Origin of the sequence: Ureibacillus sp. FSL K6-0786 (genome assembly GCF_037965165.1) — a bacterium.
Taxonomy (GTDB): Bacteria; Bacillota; Bacilli; order Bacillales_A; family Planococcaceae; genus Ureibacillus; species Ureibacillus thermosphaericus.
In genome coordinates, this window is record NZ_CP150191.1 from 2,579,894 (window position 1) to 2,598,537 (window position 18,644).

The 18,644-nt window shown below is 36.2% G+C and carries 18 protein-coding genes and 1 other annotated feature; of the genes, 12 read left to right on the forward strand and 6 right to left on the reverse strand.

Features of this window, described 5'->3' with window-relative positions; translation table 11 throughout:
- Nucleotides 1-14: 14 nt before the first annotated feature.
- The 3 genes from nadA to nadB are packed head-to-tail and all read right to left on the reverse strand — an operon-like array spanning nucleotide 15 to nucleotide 3,509.
- Complete coding sequence (gene nadA, locus NSQ18_RS12745) at nucleotides 15-1,118, reverse strand: quinolinate synthase NadA (protein ID WP_016837166.1); 1,104 nt, start codon at nucleotides 1,116-1,118, stop codon at nucleotides 15-17.
- On the reverse strand, nucleotides 1,118-1,963 hold the full coding sequence (nadC, locus tag NSQ18_RS12750; protein WP_016837168.1) for a carboxylating nicotinate-nucleotide diphosphorylase: 846 nt from the start codon (nucleotides 1,961-1,963) through the stop codon (nucleotides 1,118-1,120). Before nadC ends, nadA begins: the two co-directional genes overlap by 1 nt.
- On the reverse strand, nucleotides 1,920-3,509 hold the full coding sequence (nadB, locus tag NSQ18_RS12755) for an L-aspartate oxidase (protein ID WP_016837170.1): 1,590 nt from the start codon (nucleotides 3,507-3,509) through the stop codon (nucleotides 1,920-1,922). Before nadB ends, nadC begins: the two co-directional genes overlap by 44 nt.
- A gap of 136 nt (nucleotides 3,510-3,645) precedes the next feature.
- Here nadB and NSQ18_RS12760 point away from each other — a divergent pair, with 136 nt between their 5' ends.
- From NSQ18_RS12760 to NSQ18_RS12785, 6 genes are all read left to right on the forward strand, one after another.
- Entirely contained in the window at nucleotides 3,646-4,758 is a 1,113-nt protein-coding gene (locus tag NSQ18_RS12760; protein WP_016837172.1) for an IscS subfamily cysteine desulfurase, read from the forward strand.
- A 20-nt stretch (nucleotides 4,759-4,778) separates the two neighbouring features.
- Nucleotides 4,779-5,540 (forward strand): RNA methyltransferase, encoded by a 762-nt coding sequence (locus NSQ18_RS12765; RefSeq protein ID WP_339288273.1) that lies wholly within the window; start codon nucleotides 4,779-4,781, stop codon nucleotides 5,538-5,540.
- A gap of 147 nt (nucleotides 5,541-5,687) precedes the next feature.
- Nucleotides 5,688-5,916, forward strand: a binding site (T-box leader).
- A 123-nt stretch (nucleotides 5,917-6,039) separates the two neighbouring features.
- Complete coding sequence (gene pheS / locus NSQ18_RS12770) at nucleotides 6,040-7,077, forward strand: phenylalanine--tRNA ligase subunit alpha (protein WP_096551455.1); 1,038 nt, start codon at nucleotides 6,040-6,042, stop codon at nucleotides 7,075-7,077.
- A 12-nt stretch (nucleotides 7,078-7,089) separates the two neighbouring features.
- On the forward strand, nucleotides 7,090-9,495 hold the full coding sequence (gene pheT, locus NSQ18_RS12775) for a phenylalanine--tRNA ligase subunit beta (protein ID WP_339288276.1): 2,406 nt from the start codon (nucleotides 7,090-7,092) through the stop codon (nucleotides 9,493-9,495).
- A 151-nt stretch (nucleotides 9,496-9,646) separates the two neighbouring features.
- Nucleotides 9,647-10,537 carry a UTP--glucose-1-phosphate uridylyltransferase GalU gene (galU, locus tag NSQ18_RS12780; protein ID WP_016837176.1) on the forward strand — a complete coding sequence of 297 codons (891 nt, stop codon included), beginning with the start codon at nucleotides 9,647-9,649 and terminating at the stop codon, nucleotides 10,535-10,537.
- 138 nt (nucleotides 10,538-10,675) lie between these two features.
- Entirely contained in the window at nucleotides 10,676-11,962 is a 1,287-nt protein-coding gene (locus NSQ18_RS12785; RefSeq protein WP_016837177.1) for a glucose-6-phosphate isomerase, read from the forward strand.
- A 6-nt stretch (nucleotides 11,963-11,968) separates the two neighbouring features.
- On the opposite strand, the gene NSQ18_RS12790 is transcribed toward NSQ18_RS12785, so the two are convergent.
- Nucleotides 11,969-12,430, reverse strand: a complete 462-nt coding sequence (locus tag NSQ18_RS12790) for a hypothetical protein (RefSeq protein ID WP_126434509.1) — start codon at nucleotides 12,428-12,430, stop codon at nucleotides 11,969-11,971.
- Nucleotides 12,431-12,549: 119 nt separating this feature from the next.
- Here NSQ18_RS12790 and NSQ18_RS12795 point away from each other — a divergent pair, with 119 nt between their 5' ends.
- Entirely contained in the window at nucleotides 12,550-13,098 is a 549-nt protein-coding gene (locus NSQ18_RS12795; protein ID WP_238536174.1) for a hydrolase, read from the forward strand.
- Between the two features lie 126 nt (nucleotides 13,099-13,224).
- On the opposite strand, the gene NSQ18_RS12800 is transcribed toward NSQ18_RS12795, so the two are convergent.
- Nucleotides 13,225-13,410 (reverse strand): hypothetical protein, encoded by a 186-nt coding sequence (locus NSQ18_RS12800; RefSeq protein WP_016837180.1) that lies wholly within the window; start codon nucleotides 13,408-13,410, stop codon nucleotides 13,225-13,227.
- Nucleotides 13,411-13,723: 313 nt separating this feature from the next.
- Between NSQ18_RS12800 and NSQ18_RS12805 the strand changes: the two genes are divergently transcribed.
- From NSQ18_RS12805 to NSQ18_RS12815, 3 genes are all read left to right on the forward strand, one after another.
- Entirely contained in the window at nucleotides 13,724-13,939 is a 216-nt protein-coding gene (locus tag NSQ18_RS12805; protein ID WP_016837181.1) for a hypothetical protein, read from the forward strand.
- A 268-nt stretch (nucleotides 13,940-14,207) separates the two neighbouring features.
- Nucleotides 14,208-14,816, forward strand: a complete 609-nt coding sequence (gene safA, locus NSQ18_RS12810; RefSeq protein WP_096551448.1) for a SafA/ExsA family spore coat assembly protein — start codon at nucleotides 14,208-14,210, stop codon at nucleotides 14,814-14,816.
- Nucleotides 14,817-15,058: 242 nt separating this feature from the next.
- On the forward strand, nucleotides 15,059-16,561 hold the full coding sequence (locus NSQ18_RS12815) for an ATP-binding protein (RefSeq protein ID WP_016837183.1): 1,503 nt from the start codon (nucleotides 15,059-15,061) through the stop codon (nucleotides 16,559-16,561).
- Nucleotides 16,562-16,655: 94 nt separating this feature from the next.
- Here the strand turns inward: NSQ18_RS12815 and rnhC are convergent, their stop codons facing one another.
- Complete coding sequence (gene rnhC / locus NSQ18_RS12820; RefSeq protein ID WP_339288280.1) at nucleotides 16,656-17,600, reverse strand: ribonuclease HIII; 945 nt, start codon at nucleotides 17,598-17,600, stop codon at nucleotides 16,656-16,658.
- A 204-nt stretch (nucleotides 17,601-17,804) separates the two neighbouring features.
- On the opposite strand from rnhC, the gene zapA reads away from it, so the two are divergent.
- Together zapA and NSQ18_RS12830 are read left to right on the forward strand one after the other, a co-directional pair.
- Nucleotides 17,805-18,065, forward strand: coding sequence for a cell division protein ZapA (zapA, locus tag NSQ18_RS12825; RefSeq protein WP_016837185.1), 261 nt, complete (start codon nucleotides 17,805-17,807; stop codon nucleotides 18,063-18,065).
- A 5-nt stretch (nucleotides 18,066-18,070) separates the two neighbouring features.
- Nucleotides 18,071-18,616: a CvpA family protein gene (locus NSQ18_RS12830; protein ID WP_339288282.1), complete on the forward strand. Its 546-nt coding sequence runs from the start codon at nucleotides 18,071-18,073 to the stop codon at nucleotides 18,614-18,616.
- Nucleotides 18,617-18,644: the final 28 nt, after the last annotated feature.

The following is an 18,644-nucleotide window of genomic DNA, read 5'->3' on the forward strand; positions in this document are numbered from 1 at the left end:
ATGTGTATGTGATTTTATGCTAATTGAAGCATACGGTTTAATGACAACAATGCTTCTTCCGTTGTTTCTCGGTCCACTTTAATGACATTTCCTTGTTCACCATTTTCAATCATTTCAAGCGCCCAAAGGAAATGTGGCAAATCGATACGGTTCATTGTTAGGCAAGGGCACATATTTTCATTGAGTGAGATGATGTGCTTGTCGGGATGCTCAGCAATAATTCGTTTCACTAAGTTCATTTCCGTTCCGATTGCCCAACTCGAGCCAGCAGGAGCATTTTTGATGGTTTCTACGATATATTTAGTAGAACCTGAAAGGTCTGCTGCTTGTACTACTTCAAAAGAACATTCTGGATGAACAATGACTGTCATTTCAGGATAGTTTTCTCGAACTTCTTGAACATTCTCCACTGTAAATCCTTGATGAACAGAACAATAACCATCCCATAAAATCACTTTTATGTCTTGGACATTGCCTTCATACTTGAATTCTCCAGAAATCGGATTCCATACAGCCATTTGTTCTAAAGGGATTCCTAATTCGTAGGCTGTATTTCTTCCTAAATGTTGGTCTGGTAAGAAAAAGATTCGCTCTTTTTGCGTAAGTGCCCACTCCACCATTTTTTTGGCGTTGGATGAAGTGACACAAGCACCGCCATTCCGCCCGGTGAATGCTTTTATCGCAGCAGTTGAGTTGACATATGTTAATGGGATAATTGTATCGCCGAAAAGGGCTGTTAACTTCTCCCATGCTTCTTCCGTTTGATAAATATTTGCCATATCTGCCATGGAACAACCTGCACGCATATCAGGCAAGTAAACAATTTGCTCATCGGTTGTTAACATATCAGCTGTTTCAGCCATGAAGTGCACACCGCAAAATACAATATGTTTAGCTTGTTTATTTTTAGCAGCTACTTGCGCCAGTTGCAAAGAGTCGCCTATTGCATCAGCAAATTGGATTACTTCATCTTTTTGATAATGATGTGCAGGGATAAATAATTGATCACCTAATTTTTCCTTTATTTCACGAACTCTCTTTTCCATTTCATCACGAGACAAGCGACGATATTTTTCAGGCAACATACCTTGAGTTGGAAGTGTGCAAATTGTTGACATTATTCAACATCCTTTCTTTTTACTAATGCACTAATATCTAAAGCGTTAACCGAATGGGTAAGGGAGCCGAGGGAAATCCATTCTACGCCAGATTCTGCGTACTTTCGCAAATTGTCTAACGTAATGCCCCCAGAAGCTTCCGTTGTTATATGTTTTGGAACAAGCGGCAACCATTGTTTAATTTCTTCAGGAGTTCGATTATCAAACATGATAATATCCGCACCAGCTTCAATTGCTTCTAACAATTGTTCTTTCGTTTCAATTTCCACTTCGATTTTTACCGTATGACCAATTTTTGATTTAGCTAATTGTACGGCCTTTGAAATGCTTCCAGCGAAAGCAATGTGATTGTCTTTTAACATAATGCAATCGTATAAGCCGCTTCGGTGGTTATATGCACCGCCTGTCCGCACAGCGTATTTATCGAGCATTCTTAGACCTGGCATCGTTTTTCTGGTATCACATATTTTTGCATTTGTTCCTTTAGTTAATTCAACAGCTTTTCTTGCGTTCGTTGCGATGCCGCTCATCCGTTGAATTAAATTTAAAATGACCCGTTCTCCGCTAAGCAAACTTTGTAAAGAACCCTCTATGATAGCGATTTGATCCCCCTTATGAACTTCATCCCCATCTTCTTTCAGCAAGGTGATGTTAAGGAAAGGGTCGAGCAACTTAAATCCGGTTTCGATTATCGTAGCTCCACAAAAGATTCCGTCCTCCTTTGCATAAAAAGTAAAAGATCCTTGATCTATACGGGAAAAGATGGTTTCGCTTGATAAGTCACCGTCTCCGATATCTTCATTAAAAAACTGTTTCAATATTTCTTGTAATTTGATTTTGTTCATAAAGTCCGTCCCTCACATGTAATTTTCCTTGTTTGAAGATAATCCACTTATTTTGCCAATCCTCATTAATTGATGGAAAGTCATTACGAATATGGGAGCCACGAGATTCTTCTCTAGTAAATGCTCCTTGAACAATTAAAGAGGCGGTAATATGCATAAATAACTGTTCAATCGTTCGTCTGTCTAATGCATCAAAATTGACATTTGCAAATTCCTCATAGGCAGGCAACTGTTCAATTAAATCCGTTAACGCTTTTTTTTCTCTTACGATGCCAGCCTTTAGGAACATTTCTTTTTGTAAGACACTAGGTTGCATTAATTTTGGGATGTTGGACGATTTATTGTCAATTTTTCGAATCGTATAGTTGTTTTGACGGCTGCCGTTATTTAGCAAATGTTCTGCCATCAATTTTCCAAAGGTAATACATTCTAACAATGAATTGCTGGCTAGTCGATTTGCTCCATGGACACCCGTACAAGCGGCTTCACCAATGGCAAGAAGTCTTGGGATATTAGTCCGGCCGTAAACGTCGCTGACGATGCCTCCCATAAGAAAGTGGCTTCCCGGTGCAATGGGTATGCGCTGATTCGATAAATCAATCCCTATCACTTTGCAAATATTAGTAATCGTAGGAAACTTTTCTTCAAAGTGCTCGATGTTCGAAATGTCGATATAAACTTCATGGCCATTTGTACGATGTTTATACATTTCGTAAGCGGTAATATGTCTTGGAGCTAAATCCGCAAGTGGATGAACTCTTTCCATAATTCGATTTCCATTTTCATCAACAAAATAACCGCCTGCTCCTCGAACTGCTTCAGAAACAAGTCCATGCGTTTTTCCATCCAAATAAATTAAGCTTGGATGGAATTGAATAAATTCCATATCAGCGATTTCGGCTCCTGCAAGGTAAGAAAGGGCAATCCCATCACCAAAGCTATCGGAACAATTTGAAGTATATTCATACAATGCTCCTACACCGCCAGTTGCAACAATCACGTATGAGGCTAAGTACGTAATATGATCTTCAAAAGATTTCGTTTTTACACCGATACATTCTCCATCATCATTAATGAGTAGTTCATAAGCCAACTCATATTCGTGAATTATGACGTTTTCAGGCAAAGAATCTACCAAAAAGTTTACTAGAGCTTTGCCCGTTGCATCGCCGCCAGAATGGATGATTCTTGGTTTGCTATGTGCTCCTTCAAGTCCAAGCAAAATCGAGCCATCAGGTGCACAATCAATAGGAAAATGATCGTTAATTAGTTGTTGAACAGTTTGTTTTCCTTCTTTTACAAGTTTTATTACATTTTCCACATCATGATGATGAAGGCCAGCAACAAATGTATCTTCTATGTGAAATCGGATGTTGTCTTCACTGCTTGTGACTGCAGCAATTCCTCCTTGTGCTTTGTATGAACTACCGTTTTTTATGTGATTTTTTGTGACAATGTGTACATCATACTTTTTTGCAAGGAGTTTTGCTGTTTGAAGAGCACTAATACCACTTCCTATAATGACAATGTCTGTGTTGATGATCATAGCATTACCTTCTTTACAGTTGTCTTGACACATATATTTACATAAAATAAATGATAAAACAAGCATTTTCATTCATAATTTCCGTTATGTAAAGTATGCTAAGAGTCCATAATTTTTGTAGAAATGGGGAATATCAATGATTTATCTAGATTATGCTGCGACAACCCCGATGATGGATGTAAGTATTGAGGCTTACAGTCTTGCTGCAAAAAGCGTATATGGTAATACATCCAGTTTGCATGATGCAGGTGGACAAGCAGCCTTTTTGTTAGAAAACGCAAGAGATGTTGTGGCAAATAAATTAGGCGTTAATCGGGACGGCATCATATTTACTGGAAGTGGTACAGAAGGGAATATCCTTGCAATAATATCTTTAGCCCGTGCAGGAAAAGGGAAACATATCATCACGTCAAGCGCAGAACACACGAGTGTACATGCAGCTATAAATACTCTAGAAAGAGAAGGTTATGAAATTACAAAACTACCGTTAACAAAACGAGGTATAGTTGATGTAAGCATGTTAGAACAATCGATTCGCCCAGATACTGTTCTCATTACAATCCAACATGTCAACTCAGAAATTGGTTCTATTCAACCGGTGAAAGAAATTGCCGAAGTTGCACAAAAATACAATATTTCATATCATGTAGATTGTGTTCAGTCCTTCTGTAAATTAGATGTAACGGAATTTTCAAAATTTGTTGATGGCATCACAGTATCCGCCCATAAAATTGGTGGACCAAAAGGCTGTGGTGCGGTATATTTAAATCCACGCAGAAGAATATTGCCACTTTTTCCAGGTGTGACTCATGAAAGGGGCTTAAGAGGCGGTACTGTCGATACCCCAGCGGTTTTTGCTTTTGCCAAAAGCGTAGAGCATTACCAGTATGACTTCAATAAATTTTGGAGTTTGCGAAACCAATTAAAAGAATCAATAAAAGATACAAACTGCTATTTTATTGAAGCAGACGAAGCTCATCAACTCCCAAGCATATGTGGCTTATGTATGAAGGGGGCGGAAGGGCAATACGTGATGTTGCGATTAAATGAAGAAGGAATTTGCATTTCAACCGGAAGTGCTTGCGATATTAACAGTGCATCAGGAACAAAGGCGATACTTGCCATGGGGCATAGCTTATCGGAAGCACGTACATTTTTCCGAATCTCTTTTGGAATGGATACAACAGAAGAACATATTTATCGACTTAGTAAAGCATTAGTAAATTTAGATCAAGATGTAAAAAAATAAATAAAGGCGGTTTATCAATAATGAAACGCATAGAATCGGCTCAAAACGCTTATGTGAAACATTGGAAAAAGCTAGTTACCAATAGGAAAGAGCGAGAAAAAACAGGAGAATTTATTGTCGAAGGATTTCATTTAGTAGAGGAAGTACTAAAAAATAAGGAACGAGTCATTCAAATCATTGTACGCGAAGGGGTTGAAATTCCCCGTGAATGGTCATTGAATGATGTAAAGATAGTGGAAGTAACGAACTCCATTGCGAAGGATATTGCAGAAACAGAAACTTCACAAGGTATATTTGCACATTGCAAACAAACAATGATTTCGGAAACTGAACAGGCATCATGGAAAAAATTATTGCTTATTGATGCAGTGCAAGACCCAGGAAATATCGGAACTATGATTCGTACAGCGGATGCTGCTGGAATCGATGCGGTTGTTTTAGGAAAAGGCTGTGCAGATATATATAATCCAAAGACATTGCGTTCGGCGCAAGGATCTCACTTCCATATTCCGGTAATTCGCGGAAATTTAATGGATTGGGTTGAAAAATTAAAAGAAAGAAACATTCCTTTGTATGGAACTGCTCTTGAAAATGCAGTTGATTATAGAGAATTACATAAGTCAGGAAGTTTCGCCTTAATTGTAGGAAATGAAGGTAGCGGTGTTCAAAAGGAATTGCTCGAGCAAACGACTCAAAACGTGATGATTCCGATTTTAGGACAAGCAGAATCGTTGAATGTGGCGGTTGCTACAGGGATTTTATTATATCATTTCATCGATTAACGAACTCTTACTTTTGCTTCTCGATTGAAGTAAAAGTAAGAGTTTTTCATTAAACGGATTGGATAATTATACAAGGTAGATACTTGAAACATAATCCAATTTATCGTAGAATAGTCTAAGATTTTTCCAATCATATGTGAATAAAGTGGAAATGCGTTGGAGCGGGAAGAGTAAATATTCAAACACTGCATTTCAGGGAGCATAAGCCATGACTGGAAGCTTATGTATGCAGCGAATATTGAAGTTCACCCCGCGAGCAGCATCCAGGACCAGAGTAAAGCTCTGTAAAGGATTGCCGGCGAATGCCGTTATGTCAATGAAGTGATTGCATTTTGCAATAACTAGGGTGGTACCGCGAATGTTCCTCGTCCCTTGAATTGGGGCGAGGTTTTTTTATTTGATTTGTAACATGTGAGTATGTCACAAAAAATGTAAATTTTGTAACAAATAATGGTAATTATTCAAACAAAAAATATTTTTCATTTAAGGAGGTTACATGATGGAACAGCAACTAAAACAAATTGAGCAAGAAGCCATTGAGAAAATTGCTGCATGCATGAACTTAAAAGAACTGAATGATGTTCGTGTTCAATATTTAGGGAAAAAAGGGTCCATTACGGAAGTATTAAAAGGAATGGGGAAACTTTCTCCTGAAGAGCGTCCTAAAATGGGGGCTCTAGCCAATACAGTTCGTGAAAAAGTAACTGAAGCGTTGGAGCAACGTGTCAAAGTATTAGAAGAACAACAAATTCAAGAACAACTAGAAAAGGAATCCGTCGATGTAACACTTCCTGGACGTAAAGTGCGCCTTGGCAACAGACATCCTTTAACGCGTGTTGTTGAAGAATTGGAAGATTTATTCATCTCCATGGGATATGAAATTGCAGAAGGTCCAGAAGTGGAAATGGATTATTATAACTTTGAAGCATTGAATTTGCCAAAAGGGCATCCTGCTCGCGACATGCAAGATACTTTCTACATTACGGAAGAAACGTTATTACGTACGCATACATCGCCGGTGCAAGCTAGAACAATGCTTGCGAAAAAAGGCAAACCGTTCCGTATTATTTGCCCGGGAAAAGTGTATCGTCGTGACACAGACGATGCTACTCACTCACACCAATTTATGCAAATTGAAGGGCTCGTGGTAGGAGAAAACATTCGTATGAGCGACCTAAAAGGTACGTTAGATAAACTCGCGAAAAAAATGTTTGGTGAAGATCGAGAAATTCGTCTCCGCCCAAGTTTCTTCCCGTTCACAGAACCATCTGTTGAAATGGATATTTCTTGTTTCCGCTGTGGAGGAAATGGCTGTAACGTATGTAAACATACAGGATGGATTGAAATACTAGGTGCCGGCATGGTGCATCCTAACGTACTGAAAATGGGTGGATATGATCCGAAAAGATTCTCTGGTTTTGCCTTTGGTATCGGTGTAGAACGTATTGCGATGTTGAAATATGGTGTGGAAGATATTCGAAACTTCTATATCGATGACATTCGATTCTTATCACAATTCCGACGTACAGAAGGGTAAGGGGGTATTAATATGTTAGTTTCATTAAATTGGTTGCAAGAATATGTAGATACACAAGGGCTGTCACCTGAAGATTTAGCAGAAAAAATTACTCGTGCTGGAATTGAAGTCGATTCCGTCATCGATCGATCTCAAGGAATGACGAATATCGTTGTTGGTCATGTCGTATCAAAGGAGAAGCATCCAGATGCAGATAAATTAAGCATTTGCCAAGTAGATGTAGGTACGGATGTAAGACAAATTATTTGTGGTGCACCGAATGTGGAAGCCGGCCAAAAAGTAATCGTTGCATTACCTGGTGCAAAACTTCCGGGTGGAATCAAAATTAAAAAAGCGAAAATGCGCGGTCAAGAATCGAATGGAATGATTTGTTCATTGCAAGAACTTGGAATTGAAGGGCGCGTTGTACCAAAAGCATATTCTGAAGGAATATACGTTTTACCGGAAGATGCAGTTCCTGGCAGCGATGCTTTAGAATTAATCGGTTTACGAGATTCTGTATTGGAGCTTGGTTTAACTCCTAACCGTTCCGATGCACTTTCAATGTTAGGTGTAGCCTATGAAGTGGGAGCAATTTTATCGCAAGATGTCAAATTACCAGAAATTCAATATGAAACTTCAAACGAAAAAGCGGAAGATTACATTAAAGTTAAAGTAGAAGCTACTAAAGAAAATCCATTATACGCTGCAAAAGTCATTAAAAATGTAAAAGTGGCAGAATCGCCATTATGGTTACAGCATTATTTAATGGCGGCGGGTATTCGTCCACACAATAACGTAGTCGATATTACGAACTATGTATTGTTAGAATATGGTCAACCGCTTCATGCCTTTGATTACGATTCACTAGGCACAGGTGAAATCGTTGTTCGATTAGCGAATGAAGGCGAAAAAATTGTTACTTTAGACGATCAAGAGCGCACGTTACAGAGTCATCATTTAGTCATTACAAATGGAAAAGAACCTGTTGCTGTCGCAGGGGTAATGGGTGGTGCCAATTCGGAAGTAACAGAAAACACAACAACGGTTGTACTTGAATCAGCTTATTTTGTTGGTCATTCAGTTCGTCAAACTTCAAAAGATTTAGGATTGCGTTCCGACTCATCAGTTCGTTTTGAAAAAGGTGTCGATCCAAATCGAGTTTTAGAAGCTCAAGAACGAGCTGCACAACTTCTTAGTGAATTAGCTGGTGGAGAAGTATTAGAAGGTACCGTATTAGTTGATGAGCTTGATAAAACACCAGCGCGAATTGTAATTTCACCAGATGAAATTAATGCAAAATTAGGAATGAAAATCTCCCTAGAAGATATGATTTCCATCTTACAACGCTTAAAATTTGAGGTGGAAGCAGCACGAGGTTTATTAATCATTGATGTGCCAACTCGTCGACAAGACATTAAAATAGAGGAAGACATCATTGAAGAAATCGCAAGACTTTATGGTTACGATGAAATTCCAATGACATTGCCAGAAGGTAAAATGCATATTGGTGGCTTAACTCCGTATCAAGAAAAGCGCCGCATTGTGCGCAATTTCTTAGAAGGAGCTGGATTGTATCAAGCAATCACCTACTCATTAACTTCTGCTGAATTGTCTCAAAAATTTGCACTGAAAAAAGAAGAAACAACGAAATTGTTAATGCCGATGAGCGAAGACCGTTCAACTTTACGTCAAAGTTTAATCCCTCACTTATTGCAAGCTGCAAGTTATAACTTGGCGCGTCAAGCGGATTCTGCTAGTTTGTATGAGATTGGGTCTGTATTCCTCGGGAAGACGGAGGAAGGTTTACCATTTGAAGAAGAGCATGTTGCCTTTGTCATTACTGGCAAATGGGTAGACGATGATTGGTTAGGGGATAAACGCAATGTAGATTTCTTCGCAGCAAAAGGCATTGTAGAAGGATTGCTTGAAAAACTAGGATTAACTGAACGAGTTACTTTTGAGAAAGCAGCAATGGACGGATTACATCCTGGTCAAACAGCAAATATATTACTTGATGGAGAACGTATTGGAGTAATTGGTGGTCTTCATCCATCAGAACGAAAAGAGTGGGATTTAAAAGATACGTATGTAGCGGAATTAAATTTACATGCCCTGTTGCGCACTGATGCAAAAGGAGTAGAATACGAACCGGTTCCACGCTTCCCACTTGTTACACGAGATATTGCCATTGAAGTAGATCGCTCTGTACCTGCTGGAGAACTTGAATCTATCATTCGTACATCAGGTACGAAATTATTAAAAGCTGTAAAAGTATTTGATGTATATGAAGGTGAAAATATCGATGCCAATAAAAAATCAGTAGCCTTCACATTAACATACTTTGATCCTGAAAGAACATTAACAGATGAAGAAGTAACAAATGCACATGAAAAAGTATTGAAAGCATTAAAAGAAGCTGGTGCTATAATTCGTTAAAGGTTTTAAAATTTATATATTTAAAGTAAGGCTGGATTTAGATTCCAGCCTATTTTTATCTCATCATTGCTCTTTGTGTTTAGTATGAGTAGAATGGGAAAATATTGTATAATTTTCTTGATGTAAACCAATGGATGAGGAGTGAAATCGCTTGAAAAAAATTAGAAAAGCCATCATCCCAGCTGCAGGTTTAGGAACACGATTTTTACCTGTAACGAAAGCCATGCCGAAAGAAATGTTACCGATTGTAGATAAACCAACCATTCAATATATTGTTGAAGAAGCGATTGCTTCGGGAATTGAAGATATTATCATCGTTACGGGAAAAGGAAAACGGGCGATTGAAGACCATTTTGATCACGCCTTTGAACTGGAGGCAAATTTAATTGAAAAAAAGAAGTACGATTTGTTAGAAAAGGTACGTGTATCATCGGATATTGATATTCATTATATCCGCCAAAAACAACCTCTAGGCCTTGGACATGCCATTTGGTGTGCCCGTAAATTTATTGGTAATGAACCTTTTGCTGTGTTGCTCGGAGATGACATCGTTCAAAGTGATGTTCCTTGTTTAAAACAATTAATCAATCAATATGAAAAAACCTTTTCTAGCGTAATTGGCGTTATGGAAGTACCTGATAGCGAAATCCATCGTTATGGTGTGATTGATCCAATTTCCACCGATTCACCGTTAATGCAAGTGAAAATGTTCGTAGAAAAACCAACAAAAGAAGAAGCACCTTCCAACTTTGCGATTATAGGACGTTACATTTTAACACCCGAAATTTTCCGCTACTTAGAACAAAAGAAAATGGGGAAAGGCGGAGAAATTCAATTAACAGATGCTATTGAGGAATTGAATACGATTCAACGTGTGTTTGCATATCGCTTTGAAGGAAAACGATATGATGTCGGCAATCAAATGGGATTCATTGAAACGACAATTGATTTTGCGTTGCAGCGTGAAGATTTGCGAGAAGAAGTAAAACGTTTCATTATCGATAAAGCGCAACAATTATCAATACAAACACGTTCCCATTAATGAAATGCTAAATGAAATAATAAATTATAAGTAGTGATTATGTTTAATTGATAATAGAGTTTTGTAAATCACGATGAAAAAATTTCAAGATTCTATAAGAATATTTAAAGTAAAAAAATAAGAAATGAGGCAATTCCATTGACAACTCATTCTGTTCAAACAACATTATTGAATTGTTTATTCGATTATCAAGATATGGAAGCATATAAAGATCGAGTTAAACAAATTCACTTTGAATTAGAAAATTCAAAGGATATGACTGGTTGGATTAATTATCCATTAATGGACCATAAGGCGTTATTTAATGAAATTGAGGATTTGAAAAGTGAAATATGCATAAATGCGGATGTGTTTGTTGTAATTGGTATTGGTGGTTCATTTTTAGGAGCCCGTGCCGTTCAAGAAGCATTATCTCCTTATTTTGGTGTTCTCAAAGAGGGCATTGAGGTTATATACGTTGGTCATCATATGAGCGGGGCTTATTTAGAGCAATTAATTCATTATTTAGATGATAAAGAAATTTATATCAACGTCATTTCAAAATCTGGAAGCACGATGGAGACAGCTTTAGCATTCCGCGTGCTAAGACAGTATATGGAAAAACGCTATGGTGAAAATGCAGTTAATCGGATTATAGTAACAACAGACCCTGAAAGAGGAATTTTGAAAAATATAGCAGAAAAGGAAGGGTATAAACAGTTCGCTATCCCTTCGAATATAGGGGGCAGGTATTCAGTATTAACGCCAGTGGGGCTATTGCCACTCGCTGTATCTGGAATAGATATTCGATCTTTCATGGATGGTGCAAAAAATGCAGCTTTGGAATTAAAAGCGGTAGATTTAATGCGTAATCATGCATACCAATACGCAGTTATAAGAAATATCTTATATAACGAAGGGTACAGTGTGGAAATGCTAGCATCCTTTGAACCTTCATTAAAGAAGTTTCACGAATGGTGGATGCAGTTATTTGGTGAAAGTGAAGGCAAAGAAAGAAAAGGTCTATTTCCTACATGTGTTACGTTCTCCACTGATTTGCATGCAATCGGACAATTTATTCAAGAAGGAAGCCCCATTTTGTTTGAAACGCTTCTCCATTTCCATGAAATCGACGGGGATTATGACGTACCATATGATAGTCGAAATGAAGATGGATTAAATTATTTAGCAGGCCGCTCCTTTAACGAAATCAATGCAACTTCAAAACAAGGCACAGCCCTCGCCCATGCAGAAGGTGGAGTGCCAGTTATTCAACTAGAAATGCAAAAGCTTGATGCCTATCATCTAGGCTATTTAATCTACTTCTTTATGAAAGCATGTGCCATGAGTGCGAAGTTACTGGAAGTAAATCCTTTCGACCAACCTGGAGTGGAAGCGTATAAAAAGAAAATGCTTAAACTGTTAAAAAATGAACCATTAAAATGAAAAATATTATTCTACATTGGATTCTTCTATATTTTCAATTGGTTTTGGTTTCATAACACCATAAAAAGCTCCAAGTATACCACTAATTGTATGGATTAATCCGAATGTATAGATATTAAAAAAGACTAGATTTTTCGAATTGTTAAATTCAGAGAAGTCTCCTTCTATTGATTGCACAGATGAAAAATACACAAATAATCCAAGAAGCAATATTCCACCGGCAATGCCTATAAATTTTTCTATTCTTTTTGCAGAGCTTGTTACAGTTAAGAAATAGCGAAAAGTGGTAATTAAACTCAATATAATAAAAGGGAATAAGAAAATGATGCCAATGAATCCTAAATTACCAGTTGCTCCTTTCGGTTGCACCTCATACAATTGACTAACGAGTACAAAACCGAAAAAGGAAATGGCGATACTTATAAGCCAACTTAAACGAATCACATACATCATCCATTTCTTTTGCATTATTTTAAGGCTACTAGTATTATAACCTATCTTAAAAACATGTTCTTATTGAAAGAAAATTTATATACAAGGAAATACCAATATTTTGTAGAATTAAATAAAAGGAAGATTGAAGGGGGATGAGGAGTTTGTTGACGAAACAAGATACTGTACTTGTATTGATTGATATTCAAGGAAAACTTGCACGCATCGTGGACAACAGTGAATTTGTGATTCAAAATATCGCCAATATGGTACAAGGTGCTAAAGTGTTAGGTTTGCCTATTTTATGGCTTGAGCAGTATCCGAAAGGTTTAGGGCCAACTGTAGAAGAAATTTCACAGCATTTAGCAGATGAGAAACCAATTGAAAAGATTACGTTCAGCGCATATGATACACCGGAATTTGTCGCTGCACTTGAAGCAACAGGTCGTAAAAAAGTGTTAATTGCCGGTATTGAGACGCATATTTGTGTGTACCAAACGACAGCTCACTTGCTCCAAAATGGTTATGAAGTCGAAGTGTTAGCGGATTGCGTTTCTTCTCGTACAGCTTTAAATACACAAATAGGTTTAGAAAAAATGAAACAATGTGGAGCAAAAATAACGAGTGTTGAAATGGCATTGTTCGAAATGCAACAAATTGCTCGTGGAGATGAATTTAAAGCTATTAGTAAGATTATTAAATGATGATTGAGTGGTTGAAAATAAAAAATTATCATCCGATTTGGATGATAATTTTTTATTTTGAGGTATACCGTATTGTCTTTATTTATAGTCATATTATTGAATGCAGGAGGTTGTTTGTTTCATTTGTTATTCGTTATCCAAAAATTGATCATGTCGTTCACGGATTGATGGATTTTCTTTCTTTTTTGGAATATGAAATTCTTCTTCCATTCCAAATTCTTCGAGACTTGCTCCATTACTTCCCACAGATTGTTTGCCGCGTACAAAATCAAAATGGCGTCTATTGTTTTCTAAATCCATTCGATGATCCATTGTAGAACTCTCCTTTCGTTTTTAATATGAGCATTTTCAACGATGTTATGCATCTCAAAGTTTGTCATAAATTCCTCACAAGCGGAGTTTTAGGTGCACGTGTGTGAATGCTAAATGTACAAGATTGTGTATTAACCACACCAGTTTCACGAGTTAAGCTGGCAATCTCACAAACTGTATTAACTTAACTAATATATATCCATAATTATTTTTAATAAAATAATTTCATATTATTAATGAATAACTTATAGTGAGTAACAATATATTTTAAAGTGTGGATAGATTAATATGTGAAGTTTAGGAGGAAGGAACATTGTCAATTAATAAAGGGCAATTGATTGAGTTAATAGAAAATTTACCAAAGTCAGCACATATTACAACGTACTACTATTTAAAAGATTTAACGAAAAGTAGATTTGTACAATATGAAATAGAAGTTGAAGATTACTCATTCATCAATGAGCAAAATAAACAAATAGAAACGTACTGGATCGATGCTTTTATGGAGTATCATTTAGACTCGAAATAAAATAGCCTCCTATTTATAATAAAATAATTACCAATTCATAAAGAGATTGGTTGTTTCTAATATAAAAATATCTAGCAATTTATTCCTATTTCAAAAATATTTCAATAATTTTACGAGATAAAAAAGAAGAAACTTATTCTATCAAAGGGTTGGTAGATTAATATTTCAACGTAACAAAACTGTAAAAATCCTTCCAAAAATTTTGTGATGAATTCATCAATCATTCCTTTTATGATGAATTTACATCAAGAAGGAAGGATTGAAGGAAATGTACAAAAAATTAAAAAGAGGTGCAGGAGCACTTGTACTATCAATTGGATTATTAGTACCGGCAACGGCTTTAGCTGCAGGAACGTATACGGTTGTTTCAGGAGATTCGCTTTGGAAAATTGCTGTAAAAACACAAACAGGTGTACAAGAATTAATTAATGCGAATCCACAGTTAAAAAACCCTAATTTAATATACCCTGGTCAAAAAATTAATATCCCTGAAAAAGAAGGGTTGGCTTACGAAGAAGAAGTAGTACGACTTGTGAATGTTGAGCGTGCAAAAGCAGGTCTACCAGCATTAAAATCTGATTGGGAACTTGCTAGAGTTGCAAAACATAAATCTCAAGATATGCACGATAAAAAATATTTTGATCATACAAGTCCAACGTATGGTTCACCTTTTACCATGATGAAAAACTACGGAATCCAATATAAATCTGCGGGTGAAAATATTGCGATGGGTCAAAGCACACCAGAACAAGTGGTGAAAGCTTGGATGAACTCATCTGGCCATCGTGCAAACATCTTAAACAAAAACTTCACTCACATCGGTGTTGGTTACGTGAAGGATGGCCATTACTGGACACAAATGTTTATTCAAAAATAATGATAAAAGAGGCGCCTAAAAAGTCATTTTTAGGCGCTTTTCTTTACGTTTGCCGCTCACACTTCATCGCAGATAGAGGTGCGTTTCATATGACCGTCGCAGAGAAATATAATACTAGAGCCTTACTAGAATGTGCAAACTTATTAGTCGGGCTTTTTATCATCAATACCATATTTTGCTTTCAAAGTAGTAATTTTATATAATTCACTTTAAAGTAGCTTTTTCATAAAGGGGATATTATTGTGAAGCCGATCAATTTATTTTCTTTGCTGAATGCAAAAGAAGATTTATATGAAACGAATTTTATACAATATCTGGAGCAGTTCGGAATCAACCCAAGAATCCGAACGAGTGAATTTTATGATTTACATGCTTTCGTTGAAGAGTTGAGAAAGAAATCTAAAGTTATACATATTTACAATGGTTATTACGTCGGCTATATGATTAAGCAAATCGGAAAGGAATTTGATTTATTAAGAATTGGGAAAGACTGTGTCATCAATATTGAATTGAAGCGGGAAGGAAATGTAGAAAAGATAACGAAACAGCTTGTACAAAACCGTCATTATTTAAAATTTCTAGATGTGGATGTATACAATTTTACCTATGTTTCATCAATCAATAGATTATATAAGTTAAACGAAAACCATCAAATTGAAGAAGTTGATTTTCACTTTTTAATTGATAAATTAATACAACAACAAATACAAGTCATAGAAAATTTAGATGATTTGTTTGATCCGTCGAATTACTTAGTATCCCCATTCAATTCAACAGAAGCATTTATGGAAGATAAATATTTTTTAAGTGCCCAACAAAGTACATATAAACGAGAAATCATTCATGCCAAGCCGACGAATCAATCAAAAATATTTGCGATTGAAGGTGGCCCTGGTACAGGAAAATCCTTACTCACTTATGACATTGCGAAAGAGTATATTCGACAATCGAAAAATGTCATCATTTTTAACTGCGGACGATTAAATGGAGGACATTTGAAGCTAATTGAAGAATACAAATGGCCAATTGTGCCAATTAGTAAGTTTCAAAAGGTCATACATAAAGAAACGGATTTATCAAAATATGACTTAATTATTTTCGATGAAGTACAGCGTTTATATATTCATAAATTACAGAGCTTCATTCATCTCTTAGAAAAATCAAAAACGAAATGTATATTCTCGTACGACCCTAATCAAGTATTAACGACTGTTGAAATGAGAAATAAAGTACCAAAAATCATCGAGACGACATTGAAACCTGTGAAGTATGAGTTAACAGAAGTTGTTCGATATAATAAAGAAATCCATTCATTTATTAAGAAGTTGTTTGATCTATCGACGGAAGTGCCTGTACAACAATATTCTAATGTGAGCATTCAATATTTCTCATCCATTCAAGCGACAAAGAGTTACCTGTATTTTTTACAGCAAGCTGGTTGGAAAGTGATTGATTTCACGCCTTCAAGGTTTATTGATCGCTCCAACAATCAAAGCAATCCATTAGCAGTGACAACCGCTGACGTAATCGGGCAAGAATTCGATTATGTTGTAGCAGTAATTGATGATTCGTTTTACTATAAACCGAATCATAAATTAGCAGCCAAAATGAATTTCAAGAAGCCGTATTATCAACCGACGAAAATGCTTTATCAAAACATTAGCAGAGCGAGGAAAAAACTGCATGTAGTTGTTGTCAATAACTTAATTGTAATGGATAAAATTTTAAAGATTTTAAATGGTTAATATCACCCTATTTCTTACCAATTTGTACTTAGATGATTGGAATGAATAGCAATATAAAATGGTCGATTCCACAATCGACCATTTTGAATGTTAGTCATCTACTTGCGAAGTTTTCATAAATCCTTTTGGCTTTTTTAGTGTTCGCAAAATGCCATTTTGCGATAGAACGGAGAACATTTTCACCTTGCTGCAACAAAATTTTTGCTGCCATTTCATCGACCAAATGACTAGCGCCTTTTTGAAGGGGAAACCCAACAATGTCAGATAGGCGATCCATTTCGATTAAAAAAGCATAACGCGCTATGATGGAGGCGGCTGCAACAGCGATATGTTGCTGTTCAGCTTTTGTCGAAAAAAGAACGTTTTCGCGAATGATTTCTTTTTCATTTTGAATATATTGATAGTACGTGTCTCTTTCTGCAAATTGATCAATTAATATATAATCCGGTTTTTCCGGTGAAATTTTATGGAGCACATGTTTTAAAGCTTGATTGTGCAGCATGGCTTTCATTTTTCCTTGAGTTAAGCCGCGGCTTTGCAAATCGTTATACTTGTCATTGCGTAATGTTAAAAGGCTATGAACACAAGTTGCAATTAAATGAGGTGCAATTTCTCGGATTGCTTGATCGTTTAGTTGTTTAGAATCTTTTACTCCCAGTTCTGTTACTAGTTCAATTTTGTCATTTGGTACGTAGACAGCAGCGACTGTAATTGGACCGAAATAGTCTCCAGTTCCTGTTTCATCAGATCCAATAACAGACAATTTTGAAAAGTTTTCCGGAAGTGTATCTCCTATTGAGTTTATGTTTTGTTGATTGTTTTCATCAGTTAGAGCGAATTCGTTAAATCGGCTAGCTTCCCGTTGAGCTCCTAAACCCTGAAACATTACTTTTCCAGAACTGTATACGGTGATGGCTACATCGGGGAGTTTTGCTGCAAATACGACACCAGGTGTATTACGTTCTACCTTATGTTTTAAGTAATACGTTTCTATTTCATTGAGTTGTTGTGGTAATAATTTTAAGACGATATTGTTCATGATACGACCCTTTCTCCCAAGAAAGATTTAAATTGATTTTATCAAAAGGAGATTGAGAATGAAATTCTACAATATCCCTTTTAACTCTAGGTTGTATGACAACGAATAAAGATGATATGATAAACTTATTGATTCTAATAAAACATAAATATATGTAATTAACAGCTCCTATGAAAAAATATCGAGCTTCTAGGAGGTGCCCACTTGGCTGAGCAAGAGAAAAATAAAATAGAAGTCGAAATATATGGCCATACTTATAAATTAGTAGGTAATGAATCCATTGGTCATTTACGATTAGTCGCTTCTATCGTAGATGATAAAATGAGGGAAATTAAATTACATAATCAATCTCTCGATACGACTCAACTAGCTGTGTTAACCGCAGTGAACAGTGTTCATGAGTTTTTAAAGCTCAAAGAAGAAGTTGAGAGATTAGAAGAAGAATTGAAAAAACTGAAGGGTTGAACTGCATGTTAGATATCATATTGCTTTTTGTTTTTGCTGCTAGTTTATTAATAGGAATGAAGCGCGGTTTTATCATGCAAGCAATTAATCTTGTTGGTTTTCTTGTTGCGTTAATCGTGGCTTACATTTACTATAAACCGCTAGCAGAAAAATTTGTGTTATGGATTCCATATCCGGGGTTGCAGCCGGACTCTTCTCTTACATTAGTGTTGGATGCATTGGATGTAGATAAAACATTTTATCGTATTATTGCTTTTGCGGTAATCTTCTTTGTTGTTAAACTTGCCATGCAAATTGTTGCTTCGGTATTTGATTTTTTAACATTTTTACCAGTATTAAAATCTTTTAATCGCATTTTAGGGGCATTACTATGCTTCGTGGAATTTTATTTTATACTTTTTATTTTATTATATGTTTTCGCATTATTACCAATTGATGCTATTCAAAAACTCATGGGAAGTTCATTTATTGCCAATTTCATGCTTGAACATACCCCAATCGTAACTCAATTATTCCAAAAACTATGGTATATTTATTTGGAAAATCAATAAACAACGAAATGATTGTCAAAAGTATCTT